Below are 16940 nucleotides of genomic sequence, written 5' to 3' on the forward strand. Positions count from 1 at the left end.
GCGGGACGCCCCGGGCGCGGGGGAAGATGTCGGCCCCGTGCCGGGTGGTGGGCGCCGGTCAGGCCGCCGGGCCCGCGCTCTCCTCGGCGAGGATGCGGCCGAGCGCGGCTTCCAGATTGTCCTCGAAGTCGCCCAGGTTCCGTTCCTGACCGAGCGGGACCAGCTTGTCCGTGCGGTCGAGGAACGCGACGAGCGGTGGCGCGCTGGCCCGGAACAGGGCCCGGTCGCTTCCGACCTGGAGCCTGATGGAGACGTCCGAGAGACCCTCCGGCTCCGTCGGGGCGATGTGCACATCGCCCTCCCCGCTCGGCCTGTTGATCCCGTCGAGCAGCAGTTCCCGGCCGAACGCCCAGGTCACCGGAGCGTCTCCGGGGAGATGGAAGGTCATCCGCACCGCGTAGGGATCACGGGTCTCGTACCGCAGTTCCACCGGGATCCTGAACGAGAGCTCCTCGGAGACGAGGAAGCTCATCAGGACCTCGGCCTGAACCGACTCTCGCATCATGTACCCCGCAGTAGATGAAGCAGTTGTGTAAACAGCTGCTGAAAGCTGTGACCGAAACGGCCAGGAATGATCCCCCGTGGCCCTCTTGACGCAATCGTGCTGTACGCGCTAGCAGATCACAAGGAGTGATTTTTCAGATACTGATAGAGAAAGCGAGGGAGTTGAAGAGCTTTCCGATCTCCATGCGTAGCCGCTCGATTGCTGGGAGCAACCGTTCTTCCTGGTGGAGGGGCAAGGAAATCGCCACAGTGGCGGCTGTGGAGCCTGCCGTGATGGGGATCGCGGCACAAACCGTGCCGAGCGCATATTCCTGACGCTCCACCAGGGGCTCCATTCGCCCCAAACCACCCAAACGCTCCAAAAGAGCACGATGGTTACGCAGCGTATACGGCGTGATGGCTTCGACCGGATGTCGGTCGAGGTGGTCTTGACGAGATTTCAGATCGAGTTGGCTCAACAGACACTGCCCGATCGCGTGGGCGTGCGCGGTCTCGCGGAAGTCGGCCCACTCCTCCACTGCGGGGGAGGAGGGGGTGTCCGCGACCGAGACGAGTTCGACCTCGCCGTCGCGGTAGAGGGCGAAGTAGACCGGCACACCGATCTCGTCCCGCCAGCGCGCCAGGGAGTCCTCGATCTTGATGCGACGATTCTGCACAGCTCCGCCACCGGCGAGCCGGACGGCTGCCTCCCCGAGGAGGAACACACCCTTCTCGCGGCGCAGATAGCCCTCATGCGTCAGGGTGCGCAGCAGGTGGTACGTGGTGGGCAGCGGAAGGCCCGTCTCACGGGCGAGCTGTTTGGCCGGAGCGCCGTCCGTGTGTGAGGCCACGGCCTCCAGGAGTCTCAGCGCTCGCTGCACCGAGCCGATCAGGGTAGGCGCAGAAGTCTGCGTAACCGTGGCCAAAGGTCACCCCCAGGCGAGACGACGGATGCACCGCACCCGCCCGCGGGGGCCGCCCCCGCGCGCCCGCCGGGCCTGGGAAACCGCCGGTCAGAACGGAGGTCTACGCCTGTAGTCCCCAACGCGGCGGAGAGATTCCACTCTAGTGGCAGCCCCAGGGCCCCTGTCCTGATTCAGCCGGTGCGTTCCCCCGGCCGGGCTAACGCGCCACAACGGCTTCGTACCCGATGAGCGGCATGTGCTACCAGTCCTCCTTGGAGCGGCCGGAGGAGCTGAACTTCCGTACGACGTAGATCAGTCCGGCGACGAGGGCCACGAAGAGCAGCACCTTGAAGAGCAGACCGATCACGAAGGTCAGGACGCTGGTGATCAACCCGCCGAAGACGATCAGGACCAGGGCCGGTATGGCGACCCACTTCACCCACCAGGGCATCCCCGCGAGAATCTGCTGTACGGCCATCGTCCTACCTCGCTCTCGAATCCGTTCCGCGCACTCCGCGCCGAACACTCCCAAGGCTAGGTGTCGCAAGCGGCCCTTGGGGGCCCTGCGGCCCCCGCTCTCCCCTGATCCGCCCCCTAGGGGCCAGCCCCCTCCGGAGCCCCTGCCTCCGGGCCGACCCCTAAGGGCTCGCCCCGGAGGGCCCGGCGCTCCACCGGGCGGACGGCCCGCGCTCAGCCCTCCGGCGGCGAGAAGACCACGAGCACCCGCAGGTCCTCGCTGATGTGGTGGAACTTGTGCTCCACCCCTGCCGGTACGTAGACCACACTGCCCCGCGCCACCTGGGTCGTCTCCGTCCCCACCGTGATCGACGCCCGTCCGCTCACCACGAAGTACACCTCGTCCTGACGGTGCGGCTGCTGCGGATCGAGCGCCCCGGCGTCCAGCGCGTACAGGCCCACCGACATGTTCCGCTCCCGCAGGAACTGGAGATAGGCGCCCTGATTCGCGGCACGCTCCGCCTCCAGTTCGTCCAGTCGGAATGCCTTCATCGCCTGTCAGCCCCTGCCCTCGGCCCGATCGTGTCTGCCACGATCAGACACATGAAGAATTTCGTAGTCAAGACGCTCGCCAACGCGGGCGCCCTGGGAGTCGCCATCTGGCTGCTCCAGGACATCACCCTGACCGGCGACGACCCGAACGCGACCACCGGCAACAAGATCCTGTCCCTCATTCTCGTCGCCCTGCTCTTCGGGCTCGTGAACTTCCTGGTCAAGCCGGTCGTCAAACTGCTGACGTTTCCCCTCTTCATCCTGACCCTCGGTCTGATCACCCTCGTGGTGAACGCCCTGATGCTGCTCCTGACCTCGTGGCTGGCCGAGCAGTTCGACCTCAGTTTCCACGTCGAGGGCTTCTGGACCGCCGTCCTCGGCGGCCTGATCATCTCCATCGTGTCGTGGGCGCTGAACGTCGTGCTCCCCGACGGCGACTGAGCACGACCCGTGACCTATCGCGTCTGCTTCGTCTGCACGGGCAACATCTGCCGCTCGCCGATGGCCGAGCACGTCTTCCGCCGGTATCTGGAGGACGCCGGTCTCGGCGACGCGGTGGTGGTCGACAGCGCGGGCACCGGCGGCTGGCACCAGGGCGACCCCGCCGATCCCCGTACCGTCTCCGTGCTCGACGGGAACGGATACTCCTCCGCGCACGCCGCACGCCAGTTCCGGGCCTCCTGGTTCCCGGCCCTCGACCTGGTGATCGCGCTGGACGAAGGGCATCTGCGGGAGCTCCGCGGACTCGCCCGTACGCCCGGGGAAGCCGGGCGAATACGCCTGCTGCGCTCCTACGACCCGGCCGCGGGGGACACGCTCGACGTCCCCGACCCCTACTACGGGGACCGCGGGGGCTTCGAGGAGTGCCTTGAGATGGTGGAGGCCGCGAGCGAGGGACTGCTCGCGGCCGTACGCCGAGAACTGGAGAACCGGACACCGTGAACCAGCACCACATGGGCGACGGCACACGCGCCGTGCGCGCCGGGCTGCCCGAGCCCGTGAAGTACGAGCCGACCCTGCCGGGACCGGTCTTCGCCGCGCACTACCACCTGCCCGGCGAACCGACCGGCCCGTACGCCTACGGCCGCGACGACAACCCCACCTGGACCCATCTGGAGCGGGCGATCGGCGAACTGGAGGCGCCGGGGGAGCGGGACGTCGAGACGCTGGTCTTCGCCTCCGGCATGGCCGCGATCTCCGCCGTCCTCTTCTCCCAGCTGAGGGCGGGCGACACGGTCGTGATGCCGACCGACGGCTACCAGGCCCTGCCCCTCCTCCATCAGCAGCTGCGGGCCTTCGGCGTCGAGGTCCGTACCGCGCCGACCGGCGGGGACGCCCAGCTCGACGTGCTGGACGGGGCCAAGCTGCTCTGGATCGAGACCCCCTCCAACCCCGGGCTCGACGTCTGCGACGTCCGGCGCCTGGTACGCGCGGCGCACTCCGGGGGGACCCTCGTCGCCGTCGACAACACCCTCGCCACCCCGCTCGGCCAGCGTCCGCTGGAGCTGGGCGCCGACTTCTCCGTCGCCAGCGACACCAAGGGCATGACCGGACACGGCGACGTCCTGCTCGGTCACGTCAGCTGCCGCGACCCCGAGCGCGCGGCGGAGGTACGCCGCTGGCGCAAGGTCGTCGGTGCCGTCCCCGGCCCCATGGAAGCCTGGATCGCGCACCGCTCGCTCGCCACCCTCCAACTGCGGATCGACCGCCAGTGCTCCACGGCGCTCGCGCTCGCCCAGGCGCTCGCCGGGCGCTCCGACGTGACCGGACTGCGCCACCCCGGTCTTCCGGACGACCCCTCCCACCAGGTCGCCGGGCGCCAGATGCGCCGCTTCGGCTCCGTGGTCTCCTTCGAGCTGGCGGACCGCGAGCGGGCCGAACGCTTCCTCGGAGCGCTGCGGCTCGTGGAGGAGGCCACCAGTTTCGGCGGTGTGCGCTCCACGGCGGAGCGACGCGGGCGCTGGGGCGGGGACGCCGTCGCGGAGGGCTTCATCCGTTTCTCGGTCGGCGCCGAGGACCCGGAGGACCTGATCGCCGACGTGCTGCGGGCGCTCGACGAGACCGGGGGAGCGGCGGGAACCTGATCCCGCCGCTCCTGCGCCCAGGCACACGGAACGGGGTGTTCCGAGCCTCCCCCCTCATGGCTCGGAACACCCCGGTTCCGGCGCGGAAACCGCTTGAACAAGGCTAGTTGACTGTGTGTCGGTGTCCAATCACGGTAGCGACAGAGGCCTATCGACTTATTTATAGTTGGACGGTCCTGAGGCGCAGTCAGCCGACCGCCTGAGTCGAACGGCCCCACGGCCGGGAGGGGGCGGACATGGATCTGGCCCTGCTGCGCACGTTCGTCGCGGTGCACCGGGCCGGTTCCTTCACCCGCGCCGCCGCACTCCTCGGACTCTCCCAGCCGGCCGTCACCAGCCAGATCCGGACCCTGGAACGGCAGCTCGGCCGCCCACTCTTCCTCAGGCAGGCCCGCGGGGTCACCCCCACCACCGTCGGCGACGAACTCGCCCACCGGGCCGCGCCCCATCTGGACGCCCTCGTCGAGATCGCCGACACCGGTCTCGACCGGGAGAACGGCGTCCGCACCCTCCATCTCGCGGGCCCCCCGGAGTTCACCGCGCTCCGCGTCCTGCCCGCCCTCACCCCCCTGGTCGGCCAGGGTCTCGCCGTACGGGTGTCCTTCCTCGGGAACACGGAGGAGATCCTCGACGGGCTCGCGGCCGGTCACCACGACCTCGCCGTCACCACCGCCCGCCCCCGGGGCGGACTCCTCGTCGCGACCCCGCTCTGCGACGAGGAGTACGTCCTGGTCGCCGCGCCCCGCTGGGCCGCCCGGCTCACCCCCGACGTCCTGCTCGCCAAGGGCGCGCTGGTCCTGGAGCAGCTGCCGGTGGTCGAGGTGCACGAGTCGCTGCCGTTCGTCGCCCGCTACTGGGCGAGCGTCTTCGAGACCAGACCGGCGGTCGCCGCCACCGTCATCGCCCCCGACCTGCGGGCCGTCCGCGACTCCGCGGCCTCGGGCGCGGGCCTGGCCGTGCTCCCCCGGTATCTGTGCGAGGAAGCCCTGGCCCAGGGGCGGCTCGTGGCCCTGCTCGAACCCCCGGTCCCTCCGCTGCGGACCTACTTCCTCGTGGTGCGGACGGGCACGCTCGCGCTGTCGCCCCTCGCCCGCGCTCACGAGGGCCTGCTGCGCGCCGCTGCCGCCTGGTGAGTTTCAGTACCGCCCGGACGGGCCATTTTCTTCCCATGAACGAACGGCCCGTGATCAAGCGCACCGCACGCGCCATCCTGCTCGACGGGGACGACCTCGTCCTCATCAAGCGCACCAAGCCGGGGATGGATCCCTACTGGCTCACGCCCGGCGGCGGCGTGGAACCCTCCGACCCCACCGTCGTCGAGGCCCTGCACCGGGAGGTGCACGAGGAACTCGGCGCCAAGATCACCGATGTGGTGCCCTGTTTCGTCGACACCGTCGAGCACATCGTGGACGGCGGCGTCTCCGGAGTGAAGGTCCAGCACTTCTTCGTGTGCAGGCTCGACTCCATGGACACCTCGCTGCGTCACGGCCCCGAGATCGAGGAACCGGTCGGCGAGTACGAGATCGTCCGGGTCCCGTTCAGCCGGGTCGGCATCGCCGCCGTGCACCTCGTCCCCCTCTCCCTGCGCCACTACCTCGACGGCAACATCGAGGGCGTCCGCGCCATGCACGCCCCCGACCTGGGCTGATCCACCGGAGTCAGCTCGGCGAGGAAGTCGTGCCGGATGCGCTCGGCGGGGACGCCCGCGCCCCGCAGCACGTCCACGCCCCGCCGGACCATGCCGAGCGGGCCCGAGAGATAGGCGTCGCGCCCGTCCCAGGGGCCGAGGCCGCCGATCGCCTCGGGCAGCCGCCCCTGCTTCTCGGTCACCGGATGGACCGAGAGCCACGGGAAGGTCCTCTGGAGCCGCAGCATCGTGTCGATGTCGTAGAGGTCGTGGCCGCTGCGCGCCCCGTAGAAGACATCGACCGGGCGCCGGTCCCCGTGCTCCGCCACGTCCTCGACCAGAGCCTTGATCGGCGCTATCCCGGTACCCCCGCCGAGGCAGAGCAGCCCGGTGTCCGTGGCGTGGTCGACGGTCATGGAACCGGCCGGGGGGCCGAGCCGGAGGACGTCCCCCGGGCGGGCCCGGTGGACCAGCGCGTTGGACACCCAGCCGGCCGGGACCGCCTTGACGTGGAGGGAGATCAGCCCGTCGGGCCGGGGCGCGGAGGCGAACGAGTAGTGCCGCCAGACCCGGGGCCACCACGGGGTCTCCAGCGTCGTGTACTGCCCCGCCAGGAAACGGTACGGCTGATCGGGCCGGAGCGTGACGACGGCGATGTCCGGGGTGCGCAGGTCGTGGGAGACGACCTCGGCGTGCCACCAGGAGGGCGCCGAGCGCTCGTCCACCGCCGCCGCGTCGATCATGATCTGCGAGATCGTCGTGTACGTACGGACCCAGGCCGCCTCGGTCTCCTGGTCCCAGCTCGTCGTCGCGTACCGCGAGAGCGCCCCGATGAGCGCCTCGCCGACGGCCGGATAGTGCCCGGAGTGCGTGCCGTACTTACGGTGCCCCCGGCCGAGGTTCTCCAGGTACGCGGTGAGCACCGGGGTGTCGTCGAGGTGCTCCGCCGCCGTCAGGAGGGCCTGGAGGAGCCGGTCCCGCTGGGTGTCCATGGCGGCCGGAAACATCTCGCGCAGCGCGGGGTTCCCGATGAAGAGCAGGGCGTAGAAGTACGAGGTCACCCGGTCGGCGATCGGGGCGATCTCGGCCAGGGTGCGACGGACGAGCAGCGCGTCGGCGGACGCTCCCCCGGCTGCCCGGGGCTCGTTCCCGGCCGCCGGAACCGCCCCGGAGCCGTCCCGCGACGGTGTCCCGTACGTGTCCGTCGCCCCGGGCCCGCGGCCGTCCACGGCCTCCGGAGCCCTCGTGGTGGTCGGAGCATCCATCATGTGCCTCGCCCTCGCGCTGGCCTGGCTTCCGTGCTCGAAGCATGAGCCCCTTCGGCAATGCCCCGGACGGAAAGCGGCGTTCTCGGGCCAGAGAGCGGGGATTCTGGTTAAGCTGCGCGGTTTTGGACCAGGGCGTAGGCCTCGCGCAGATCTCCTCCCGTATAGCTGTGCCGCGACAACCCGGCGAGATGGTGGTCCGCGTTCACCGCCACGGTGTCCGGCACGATCGCGAAGAGTTCCGCGTCGGACATCGAGTCCCCGTAGGCGACGCAGTCGGCCGCGTCGATGCCGTACTCCGCGCAGAGCCGCCGGGCGATCCGCACCTTCGCCCTCGCGTCGAGGATGCCGGGCCGGTGGATCTGCTTGGTGAAGGGGACGGCCGGCCAGCGCGAACCGTGCGTCGCGTCGGCGCCCCAGTCGAGCAGCCGCTCCACGAAGAAGTCGGGCGAGAGGGAGATCACCGCACAGCGGTCACCCCGCTCCCTGATGTCGGCCCAGACCTCACGGATGCCGTCGAGCCAGGGCGCCCCTTCGAAGGCGGCCGTGACCTGTGCGACGGTCAGCTCGGACCAGAGCGCGCGGGCCCGGACGGCGAACTCGTCCGGGGTGAGCCCGCGCAGGAAGCCCTCTTCCAGGGCGGCGATCTCCTCGACCAGACCGAGCTGCCGGGAGATCTCCACGGCTGCGGCCGACCCCCGGATCAGTGTGCCGTCGAGGTCGAAGAGATGGAGGCGTCGCTTGCGAGGTTCCACGTGAAACATCGTGCTCGTCCCACGGGATGGAATCAACACCCCTCGGATCTCGGTCAGATCCCCTAAAACGGTGGACGGAAGATCACTCCATCGGACAGCCTGGAAGACATGCCGATCTCCCCCGCCGCGCTCGCTCAGCTCCCCGTCCGGCGTCTCACCTCGAACGACCTCCTCGCCTGCGCCGACCTCTCCGAGAACCGGGGCTGGCTGCGCGAAGAGCACAAGTGGGGCCTGCTGCTCACCGCGGGAACCGGGTACGGCATCGACGACCCCGACGGCTCCGGGCTGGCCGCCTGCTCCGTCGTCACCTCCTACGGTCCCGGGCTCTCGGCGATCGGCATGATGCTCGTCGCCGAGCGCTACGCGCGCCAAGGCGTGGGACGTCGGCTCATGCGGCACGTCCTGACGGAGATCGGAGACACCCCGGCCACCCTGTACGCCACCGCCAACGGGCAGCCGCTGTACGAGCAGCTCGGTTTCACGGAGATCAGCCGGTCGGAGATGGTCCGGGGCCGCTTCACCTTCGCCGAACCCGACCCCGACGTCACGGTCCGCCCGGCCACGGCGGACGACCTTCCGGCGATCCTGCGTCTGGACCACGAGATCTTCGGCCTCGACCGGACGCACATCATCACCCGGCTCCCCGCGTTCGCGGACCACCTCCGGGTCGCGGAGGGGAACGGCGGGCTCACCGGTTTCGCGGCGAGCTGGCCCAACATGGACACCCATGTCGTCGGGCCGCTGATCGCCCAGGACCCGGACACCGCCAAGGCGCTGATCGCCTCACTGGCCGCAGCGACCGAGCGACCGCTCCGCACGGACATCGATGTGCGCCACACCTCCCTCCTGACCTGGCTCAAGGGGAACGGCATCGATTCGATCGCCAACAACTCGGTGATGGTCCACGGCCTTCCCGACCTCCCTGGCGACCAGCTCCGCCGTTTCGCGCCCCTGACGGTCGCAGCCGGATAGCGCACGGCAGCACCCCGAGAATTACTTGCGCACGCGCACTATTGCGTCGCATCGTCTACCCTGGGCCGGGAAGCCACTCCGGCGCCGAGGAGAGAGCATGACCGCGACGGACCCCGCACTCACCGCGCTGTCCCAGCGCTGGTGCGCCCTCAGCCTGCTGCACGGCCGGATCGAGTCGCACATCGAGCGCGCCCTGGAGAGCCGTCACGGTCTGAGCGTGCGCGAGTACTCCCTCCTCGACGTCCTCAGCCGCCAGCACAACGGGCCCGGCGGGCACCTGCAGATGAAGCAGGTCGCCGACGCGGTCGTCCTCAGCCAGAGCGCCACCACCCGGCTGGTCACCCGCCTCGAAGACCGGGGGCTGCTCACCCGGTACCTCTGCACCACCGACCGGCGCGGCATCTACACAGACGTCACCGAGACCGGGCAGAAACTCCTCGACGAAGCCCGCCCCACCAACGACAGCGCACTGCGCGAAGCCCTCGACGAGGCGGCGAAGAACCCGGAGCTGACACCGCTGGTCCAGGTGCTGGAGGGCCAGGCCGCCTCCGCGTGATCAGGACGTCCCCCCGCTGACCGGACCGTCTCCGCATCGCGCGGCGACCAGCGGCGATGCCGTCCAGAGACGCCACAGCAGACGCTCCCGCGTACCCTGCGGGTCATGAGCGATCTTGAGATACGGCCCACGACCGCCGGAGACCTCCCCGCCATCGTCGCGATGCTCGCGGACGACCCGCTGGGCGCACAGAGAGAGTCCCCCGAAGACCTCACGCCGTACCTCGCGGCCTTCGACGTCCTCGCGGACGACCCCCACCAGCATCTCGTGGTGGCCGTCCGCGGAGGCCAGGTCGTAGGGACCCTCCAGCTGACAGTGATCCCGGGACTCTCCCGCCGGGGCACCGTCCGCTCGATCATCGAGGCCGTACGCGTCCGCGCGGACGAGCGCGGCAGCGGTCTCGGGACCCAGCTCATCGAGTGGGCCGTCGAGGAGTCCCGGCGCCTGGGCTGCCGACTCGTCCAGCTGACCTCCGACGTCAGCCGCACGGATGCCCACCGCTTCTACGAACGTCTCGGCTTCGAGGCTTCCCACGTGGGCTTCAAGAAGAGCCTCTGACGCACTCCGGGACACGGGGGTGTTTCACGTGAAACACCCCCTCCGGCTCAGAGGCCGCGCCAGCCCGCCTCGTCCACCCCGCCCGGAACCGCGTCCGAGGGGGCGTAGGGCTCCCGCGTGAAGACGAACGAGCCGAGGTCGAGATGGCTGACACCGCCGTCGGCACGCCGTACCACCCGGAGGGTCTCCCCCTCGTAGTAGCCGTTCAGTCCGACCCAGCCGCCGTCGGGCAGCGCCCGGAAACTCGCCCCGCGCCCGACCCCCCGCAGGGGTTCGAGAACGACACTCCGCTCAGACCCGACGCGCAGCCCATAGGCGTACGTGCCCCAGTACCAGGGCCCGGTCAGCGACAGCAGCTCCTCGTCGGCCTCGCCCTCGGGAAGCGGCCTCCAGGGCTCCGGGAAGCGCGGCTCGGCCTCCGCCACGATCCGGATGAGATCGGCGGCCACAGCCCCCGGCTGCGGCCCCGAGGTGGCATTGGCGAGGACGATCCCCGCCAGCCCCTCCTCCACGCACACCCACAGAGCGGCGAGGAAGCCCGGGAGCGAACCGGTGTGACCGATGAAGGTCAGGCCGTCCCTGCGCGCCAGCTGAAGGCCGAGCCCGTAGCTCAGCTCCCACTCCCCCTCGGCTCCGGGCGCACCCGGGGCCCGCATCTCCTTCACGGTGGCGGCGGCGAGCACCCGCTCGTCACCGGCCGCGAGGAACGCGCCGAACCGGGCGAGGTCCGCCGCCGTCGACCACAGCTGCCCGGCAGGTGCCATCAGGCCCAGGTCCTCGGACGGCTCGGGCAGCATCACATCGGCCCAGGGGTGCACGGCCCAGCCACCGGCGTGCGGGGCGACCGGCTCCGGCGTCGTCCGGTCCATCCCCAGAGGCTCCAGGATCTCGCTGCGCAGCGCCTCCGTCCAGGGCACCCCGCGCACGGCCTCGACCAGCGAACCGAGGAGGGTGTAGCCCGGGTTGGAGTAGTGGTGGCGGCGCCCAGGCGTCCTCAGGAACGGCTGATCCCCCAGCACGTCGGAGAGCTCGGGCCGCAACGCGGCCGAGGACCGCTCCCACCACGCACCGGGCGTCTCGGCGGCGAGACCGCCACTGTGACCGAGGAGCTGGGCGATCGTCACCTCGCCGACGCCCGTGCCCTTGAGATGCCGCTCCAGCGGATCGTCGAGCCCCAGGAGCCCCTCGTCCCGCAGCCGCATCACCAACACGGCGGTGAACACCTTGGTGAGGGAGCCGATCCTGAACTGTGTGTCCGCGTCCGGCGCGTGCCCGTCCACGCAGCTGCGCGACCCGCTCCACACCAGCGCCCCGTCCCGCACCACGGCCCCCACCACCGAGGGGGCCCGCCCCTCGGCCTGCGCGACGGCGACCCGATGCGACAGCGCCCGCTCGGTTCCGGGCAACAGCCCGTCAGAAGAAGTCATCATGCCCCCATCCAACGCCACCCGCCCGCGGAAATCCCCCGAAGGCTCAGCCGCTCCACCCCGAGACGGCCCGCCGGGCCACCACCCGAAGCGGAAGCCGAGCCCTCCTCACCCTGAGCGGCCCGGGCCGGACGCGGGCCTTCCGCGGCGCCGCTCCCGGGGGCGGACCGTCACGTCTGTGCCATGTCGACGAAGCGGGAGTAGTGGCCCTGGAAGGCGACGGTGATCGTGGCCGTCGGGCCGTTTCGGTGCTTGCCGACGATGATGTCGGCCTCGCCCGCGCGCGGGGACTCCTTCTCGTAGGCGTCCTCGCGGTGGAGCAGGATCACCATGTCGGCGTCCTGCTCGATGGAGCCGGACTCACGCAGGTCGGAGACCATCGGCTTCTTGTCGGTGCGCTGTTCGGGGCCACGGTTCAGCTGGGAGAGCGCGATCACCGGCAGTTCCAGCTCCTTGGCGAGGAGCTTGAGGTTTCGCGACATGTCGGAGACCTCCTGCTGACGGCTCTCCTGCCGCTTCGAGCCACCCGACTGCATCAGCTGGAGGTAGTCGATGATGACGAGCTTGAGGCCGTTGCGCTGCTTGAGCCGACGGCACTTCGCACGGATCTCCATCATCGACAGGTTCGGGGAGTCGTCGATGAAGAGCGGCGCCTGCGAGACGTCCGGCATCCGGCGGGCCAACCGCGTCCAGTCCTCGTCGGTCATCGTTCCGGAGCGCATGTGGTGGAGCGCGACCCTCGCCTCGGCCGAGAGCAGACGCATCGCGATCTCGTTGCGGCCCATTTCGAGGGAGAAGATGACGCTGGGCAGGTTGTGCTTGATGGACGCCGCCCGCGCGAAGTCCAGGGCGAGCGTCGACTTACCCATGGCGGGACGGGCCGCGATGATGATCATCTGACCGGGATGGAGACCGTTGGTGAGCGAGTCGAGGTCGGTGAAGCCGGTCGGCACCCCCGTCATCTCGCCGCTTCGGGAGCCGATCGCCTCGATCTCGTCGAGCGCCCCCTCCATGATGTCGCCGAGCGGCAGGTAGTCCTCGGTGGTGCGCTGCTCGGTGACCGCGTAGATCTCGGCCTGGGCCGAGTTCACGATCTCGTCGACGTCCCCGTCGGCCGCGTATCCCATCTGCGTGATCTTGGTCCCGGCCTCCACGAGGCGCCGCAGGACGGCCCGCTCGTGGACGATCTCCGCGTAGTACGAGGCGTTGGCCGCCGTCGGCACCGACTGGACCAGGGTGTGGAGGTAGGAGGCACCGCCGACACGGGTGATCTCACCGCGCTTGGTGAGCTCCGCGCCGACCGTGATCGGGTCGGCCGGCTCACCCTTGGCGTAGAGGTCGAGGATCGCCGCGTAGACGGTCTCGTGCGCGGGCTTGTAGAAGTCGTGGCCCTTGATGATCTCGACGACGTCCGCGATGGCGTCCTTGGAGAGCAACATGCCGCCGAGGACCGACTGCTCGGCGTCGAGGTCCTGCGGCGGAACACGTTCGAAGCCGGAGAGCCCGCCGTCCCAGGGACCGTCGCCCCCGCGCTCGTGCTGGTCGTCACGCCCTCGCCCGCGACCACGCCCCTCACCCCGGGTACGGGTGGGCAGCCGGTCGCTCGGTCCGCTGTCCGCCCAGGGGTCGTCCATCGGCTCGGGAACGCTCACCAAGCACCTCTTCCCGTCCGCTCCGCGGACCTCGCCGTGCCACTCTTCCTTACGCCACGCCTTGATCGACGAGTGGCTGCGCGACCGCTTCTGGCGCGTCGGGCGCCGGACCACGGTAGGCCCGCGAGGGGCATCAGCCAATCTGGTTATCCACAGGCCCTGTGGGTGAAGGCCCCAATACTGTGGAGAACTCCCCGGAACCTGTGCACGGAGCGGGGGACAGCCATGTGGACAAACTCATAAGGGTCCTCCCAACACCGCCCTGACCTGCAATTTCACCATCCACCGGCTGTGGGGGAGAAAAACTTTCCCCGCTGGATCAAGATCAGAACAAACGGCCCACACCCGAAGCCCCTCACCCTCGACAAGTAAGGGATGAAGGAGCATTGCATCTCTTACCTGTGGAAGATTAGATTGCTCCCATGACCCAGGCCCCCGCGACCTCCAGAGCCGTCCGCCGGCAGCACGACCGAGAGATCGTCTCCCTCGCCCTGCCCGCGTTCGGCGCCCTCGTCGCCGAGCCTCTCTTCCTCATGGTCGACAGTGCCATCGTCGGGCACCTCGGCACGCCGCAACTCGCGGGTCTCGCGATCGCCGCCGCTCTGCTCTCCACCGCCGTCAGCGTCTTCGTCTTCCTCGCCTACGCCACCACCGCCGCCGTCTCCCGACGCGTCGGCGCGGGTGACATCGCCGCCGCCATCCGGCAGGGCATGGACGGCATCTGGCTCGCGATCCTCCTCGGTGCCGCCGTCGTCGCGCTGACCTTCCCCACGGCACCCTGGCTCGTGGACGTCTTCGGCGCCTCCGACACCTCGGCCCCCTACGCGATCACCTATCTGAGGATCTCCAGCCTCGGCATCCCGGCGATGCTGGTGGTCCTGGCCGCCACGGGCGTCCTGCGCGGCCTCCAGAACACCCGTACACCGCTCTACGTGGCCATCGGCGGCTTCGCGGCCAACGGCGCCCTCAACCTCGGACTGGTCTACGGAGCGGGGTTCGGCATCGCCGGTTCCGCCTGGGGCACCGTCATCGCCCAGTACGGCATGGCCGCCGTCTACCTCGTCGTGGTCGTCCGGGGCGCCCGGCGCCATGGCGCCTCCCTCCGTCCCGACACGGCCGGCATCCGCGCCTCCGCCCAGGCAGGCATCCCTCTCCTGGTCCGTACGCTCTCGCTCCGCGCGGTCCTGATGATCGCCACAGCCGTCGCGGCACGGATGGGAGACACCGAGGTCGCCGCCCACCAGATCATCCTGTCCCTGTGGAGCCTGATGGCCTTCGCCCTCGACGCGATCGCCATCGCGGGCCAGGCCATCATCGGGCGGTACCTCGGTGCGGGCGACACCGACGGCGCCCGTCAGGTCTGCCGCCGCATGGTCCAGTGGGGCGTGGTCTCCGGAGTGGTGCTCGGCGCGCTGCTGATCGCGGCCCGCCCCCTCTTCGTACCGCTCTTCACCGATGACGCCACCGTCCAGAACGCTCTGCTCCCCGCCCTGCTCGTGGTCGCGGTCTCCCAGCCGATCTCCGGGGTCGTCTTCGTCCTCGACGGCGTTCTGATGGGCGCGGGCGACGGCCCCTACCTGGCCTGGGCCATGCTGCTGACCCTGGCCGTCTTCGCCCCGGTCGCCCTTCTGGTTCCCGCACTCGGCGGCGGACTGACCGCCCTCTGGTGGGCGATGACCCTGATGATGTCGGTCCGTATGGCGACGCTCTGGCTGCGGTCCCGCTCCGGCCGCTGGATCGTCACGGGCGCCACCCGCTGACGTTTCACGTGAAACACCCCTTCGTGGAACATCCGAACGTTTCACGTGAAACGCGACGCACCGAGCAGGTCACCACACAGCGGAAGGGCCGCACCCCGAGGGGTACGGCCCTTCCTCACTGCTGAGCGCAGACTGCCCGGGGCAGCGTTACGCGGCGACGACCTCGACGCCGAGCTTCGCGGCAACCTCGGGGTGCAGACGCACGGACACCTGGTGCGAGCCCAGGGTCTTGATCGGCGAACCGAGCTCGACGCGACGCTTGTCGACGTCGGGGCCACCCGCGGACTTGATCGCCGTGGCGATGTCGGCCGGGGTCACGGAGCCGAAGAGACGGCCGGCGTCGCCGGAGCGAACGGCCAGGCGCACCTTCGTACCCTCGAGGCGGGCCTTGATCTCGTTGGCCTGCTCGATGGTCGCGATCTCGTGGATCTTGCGGGCGCGGCGGATCTGCGCCACGTCCTTCTCGCCACCCTTGGTCCAGCGGATCGCGAAACCACGCGGGACCAGGTAGTTGCGAGCGTAGCCGTCCTTGACGTCGACGACGTCGCCAGCGGCACCGAGGCCAGAAACCTCGTGGGTCAGGATGATCTTCATTGGTCGGTCACCCTTTCCTTATCGCGCGGTGGACGTGTAGGGCAGCAGCGCCATCTCACGGCTGTTCTTGACGGCCGTGGCGACGTCACGCTGGTGCTGCGTGCAGTTGCCGGTCACGCGGCGGGCACGGATCTTGCCGCGGTCGGAAATGAACTTCCGCAGCATGTTCGTGTCCTTGTAGTCCACGTACACGGTCTTGTCCTTGCAGAACGCGCAGACCTTCTTCTTAGGCTTGCGCACAGGCGGCTTCGCCATGGTGTTTCTCCTGTGTGATCAAGAAGTGGGGGTACGAGCTGCTTCCGGGGCTTCGCCCTAGAAGGGAGGCTCGTCCGAGTAGCCGCCGCCGCTGCCGCTGCCGCCGCTGGAGTTTCCACCCCAGCTGCCGCCGCCACCCTGCTGCTGGCCGCCGGAGGGGCTGCCGGTCGCCCACGGGTCGTCGGCGGGAGCACCGCCGCCGCCCTGCTGGGCACCGCCGCCGGAGTTTCCACCCCAGCTGCCGCCTCCGCCGCCCTGCTGCTGACCGCCGCCGTAGCCGCCCTGGCCGCCTCGACCGGTGGTCTTGGTGACCTTGGCCGTGGCGTTCTTGAGGCTGGGGCCGACTTCCTCGACGTCCAGCTCGTAGACCGTGCGCTTGACGCCCTCACGGTCCTCGTAGGACCGCTGCTTCAGCCGGCCCTGCACGACGACGCGCATACCTCGCTGAAGCGACTCCGCGACGTTCTCCGCCGCCTGACGCCAGACCGAGCAGGTCAGGAAGAGGCTTTCGCCGTCCTTCCACTCATTGGTCTGACGGTCGAAGGTGCGGGGGGTGGACGCGATACGGAACTTCGCGACCGCCGCACCGGACGGGGTGAAGCGCAGCTCGGGGTCGTCGACAAGATTGCCGACGACCGTGATGACGGTCTCGCCTGCCATGGGGGTACCTCTCGGCGGGATTGCTTCTGGCTGCTTTGCTGCTACTCGGACCCGATGACCACTGAGCTAGAAGCTCAGTGGGTCTCGGGACGGAGGACCTTGGTCCGGAGGACCGACTCGTTCAGGTTGAGCTGGCGGTCGAGCTCCTTGACGACCGCAGGCTCGGCCTGCAGGTCGATGACCGAGTAGATGCCCTCGGGCTTCTTCTTGATCTCGTAGGCGAGACGACGACGGCCCCAGGTGTCGACCTTCTCGACCTTTCCGTTGCCCTCACGGACGACAGAAAGGAAGTTCTCGATCAGCGGGGAGACAGCGCGCTCCTCGAGATCGGGGTCGAGGATGACCATCACTTCGTAGTGACGCATGTGGAACCCACCTC

21 protein-coding genes are annotated in these 16940 nt (G+C 69.7%); 9 read left to right on the plus strand and 12 right to left on the minus strand.

Features of this window, described 5'->3' with window-relative positions; translation table 11 throughout:
* Positions 1–58 precede the first annotated feature (58 nt).
* The 4 genes from ACFXGN_RS04890 to ACFXGN_RS04905 form a co-directional block, all read right to left on the minus strand.
* Positions 59–502: an SsgA family sporulation/cell division regulator gene (locus tag ACFXGN_RS04890; protein WP_351783574.1), complete on the minus strand. Its 444-nt coding sequence runs from the start codon at positions 500–502 to the stop codon at positions 59–61.
* A 136-nt stretch (positions 503–638) separates the two neighbouring features.
* The gene (locus ACFXGN_RS04895) at positions 639–1364 is read right to left on the minus strand and encodes an IclR family transcriptional regulator (protein WP_384853533.1); all 726 of its coding nucleotides are present in this window, start codon (positions 1362–1364) and stop codon (positions 639–641) included.
* 283 nt (positions 1365–1647) lie between these two features.
* Complete coding sequence (locus ACFXGN_RS04900; RefSeq protein ID WP_384853536.1) at positions 1648–1866, minus strand: DUF5326 family protein; 219 nt, start codon at positions 1864–1866, stop codon at positions 1648–1650.
* A 212-nt stretch (positions 1867–2078) separates the two neighbouring features.
* Entirely contained in the window at positions 2079–2396 is a 318-nt protein-coding gene (locus ACFXGN_RS04905) for a cupin domain-containing protein (protein WP_366445286.1), read from the minus strand.
* 51 nt (positions 2397–2447) lie between these two features.
* Between ACFXGN_RS04905 and ACFXGN_RS04910 the strand changes: the two genes are divergently transcribed.
* The 5 genes from ACFXGN_RS04910 (at position 2448) to ACFXGN_RS04930 (ending at position 6128) form a co-directional block, all read left to right on the plus strand.
* Positions 2448–2837: a phage holin family protein gene (locus tag ACFXGN_RS04910; protein WP_384853539.1), complete on the plus strand. Its 390-nt coding sequence runs from the start codon at positions 2448–2450 to the stop codon at positions 2835–2837.
* Positions 2838–2846: 9 nt separating this feature from the next.
* Positions 2847–3338 carry a low molecular weight protein-tyrosine-phosphatase gene (locus tag ACFXGN_RS04915; RefSeq protein WP_384853542.1) on the plus strand — a complete coding sequence of 164 codons (492 nt, stop codon included), beginning with the start codon at positions 2847–2849 and terminating at the stop codon, positions 3336–3338.
* An 11-nt stretch (positions 3339–3349) separates the two neighbouring features.
* Positions 3350–4480, plus strand: coding sequence for a cystathionine gamma-lyase (locus tag ACFXGN_RS04920; RefSeq protein WP_384854495.1), 1131 nt, complete (start codon positions 3350–3352; stop codon positions 4478–4480).
* A 236-nt stretch (positions 4481–4716) separates the two neighbouring features.
* Positions 4717–5613, plus strand: coding sequence for a LysR family transcriptional regulator (locus tag ACFXGN_RS04925; RefSeq protein ID WP_384853545.1), 897 nt, complete (start codon positions 4717–4719; stop codon positions 5611–5613).
* A gap of 35 nt (positions 5614–5648) precedes the next feature.
* Positions 5649–6128, plus strand: coding sequence for an NUDIX hydrolase (locus ACFXGN_RS04930; RefSeq protein WP_351783247.1), 480 nt, complete (start codon positions 5649–5651; stop codon positions 6126–6128).
* Here ACFXGN_RS04930 and ACFXGN_RS04935 read toward each other — a convergent pair.
* Together ACFXGN_RS04935 and ACFXGN_RS04940 are read right to left on the minus strand one after the other, a co-directional pair.
* Positions 6071–7477: a globin domain-containing protein gene (locus ACFXGN_RS04935; RefSeq protein WP_384854498.1), complete on the minus strand. Its 1407-nt coding sequence runs from the start codon at positions 7475–7477 to the stop codon at positions 6071–6073. The two genes, ACFXGN_RS04930 and ACFXGN_RS04935, sit on opposite strands and share 58 nt — an antisense overlap.
* A 5-nt stretch (positions 7478–7482) precedes the next feature.
* Positions 7483–8136, minus strand: a complete 654-nt coding sequence (locus tag ACFXGN_RS04940; RefSeq protein WP_384853548.1) for an HAD family hydrolase — start codon at positions 8134–8136, stop codon at positions 7483–7485.
* A 99-nt stretch (positions 8137–8235) separates the two neighbouring features.
* On the opposite strand from ACFXGN_RS04940, the gene ACFXGN_RS04945 reads away from it, so the two are divergent.
* The 3 genes from ACFXGN_RS04945 (at position 8236) to ACFXGN_RS04955 (ending at position 10213) form a co-directional block, all read left to right on the plus strand.
* A complete protein-coding gene (locus ACFXGN_RS04945) occupies positions 8236–9099 on the plus strand; it encodes a GNAT family N-acetyltransferase (RefSeq protein ID WP_384853551.1) in 864 nt (287 codons plus the stop codon).
* A 97-nt stretch (positions 9100–9196) separates the two neighbouring features.
* Positions 9197–9655 (plus strand): MarR family winged helix-turn-helix transcriptional regulator, encoded by a 459-nt coding sequence (locus tag ACFXGN_RS04950; protein ID WP_384853554.1) that lies wholly within the window; start codon positions 9197–9199, stop codon positions 9653–9655.
* 105 nt (positions 9656–9760) lie between these two features.
* Positions 9761–10213, plus strand: coding sequence for a GNAT family N-acetyltransferase (locus tag ACFXGN_RS04955; RefSeq protein ID WP_384853557.1), 453 nt, complete (start codon positions 9761–9763; stop codon positions 10211–10213).
* Positions 10214–10260: 47 nt separating this feature from the next.
* Here ACFXGN_RS04955 and ACFXGN_RS04960 read toward each other — a convergent pair whose 3' ends face one another.
* Both ACFXGN_RS04960 and dnaB read right to left on the minus strand, forming a co-directional pair.
* Entirely contained in the window at positions 10261–11640 is a 1380-nt protein-coding gene (locus ACFXGN_RS04960; RefSeq protein WP_384854501.1) for a serine hydrolase domain-containing protein, read from the minus strand.
* 170 nt (positions 11641–11810) lie between these two features.
* Positions 11811–13292, minus strand: a complete 1482-nt coding sequence (dnaB, locus tag ACFXGN_RS04965) for a replicative DNA helicase (RefSeq protein WP_384853559.1) — start codon at positions 13290–13292, stop codon at positions 11811–11813.
* 422 nt (positions 13293–13714) lie between these two features.
* On the opposite strand from dnaB, the gene ACFXGN_RS04970 reads away from it, so the two are divergent.
* On the plus strand, positions 13715–15052 hold the full coding sequence (locus ACFXGN_RS04970; RefSeq protein WP_384853562.1) for an MATE family efflux transporter: 1338 nt from the start codon (positions 13715–13717) through the stop codon (positions 15050–15052).
* A 147-nt stretch (positions 15053–15199) separates the two neighbouring features.
* On the opposite strand, the gene rplI is transcribed toward ACFXGN_RS04970, so the two are convergent.
* From rplI to rpsF, 4 genes are all read right to left on the minus strand, one after another.
* Entirely contained in the window at positions 15200–15646 is a 447-nt protein-coding gene (gene rplI, locus ACFXGN_RS04975) for a 50S ribosomal protein L9 (RefSeq protein WP_351783263.1), read from the minus strand.
* Between the two features lie 18 nt (positions 15647–15664).
* Positions 15665–15901: a 30S ribosomal protein S18 gene (gene rpsR / locus ACFXGN_RS04980; RefSeq protein WP_003956534.1), complete on the minus strand. Its 237-nt coding sequence runs from the start codon at positions 15899–15901 to the stop codon at positions 15665–15667.
* A 57-nt stretch (positions 15902–15958) separates the two neighbouring features.
* The gene (locus tag ACFXGN_RS04985) at positions 15959–16561 is read right to left on the minus strand and encodes a single-stranded DNA-binding protein (protein WP_384853566.1); all 603 of its coding nucleotides are present in this window, start codon (positions 16559–16561) and stop codon (positions 15959–15961) included.
* A gap of 74 nt (positions 16562–16635) precedes the next feature.
* Complete coding sequence (rpsF, locus tag ACFXGN_RS04990; protein ID WP_015034882.1) at positions 16636–16926, minus strand: 30S ribosomal protein S6; 291 nt, start codon at positions 16924–16926, stop codon at positions 16636–16638.
* Positions 16927–16940 lie beyond the last annotated feature (14 nt).

Origin of the sequence: Streptomyces sp. NPDC059247, from assembly GCF_042754005.1 — a bacterium.
Classification (GTDB): Bacteria; Actinomycetota; Actinomycetes; order Streptomycetales; family Streptomycetaceae; genus Streptomyces.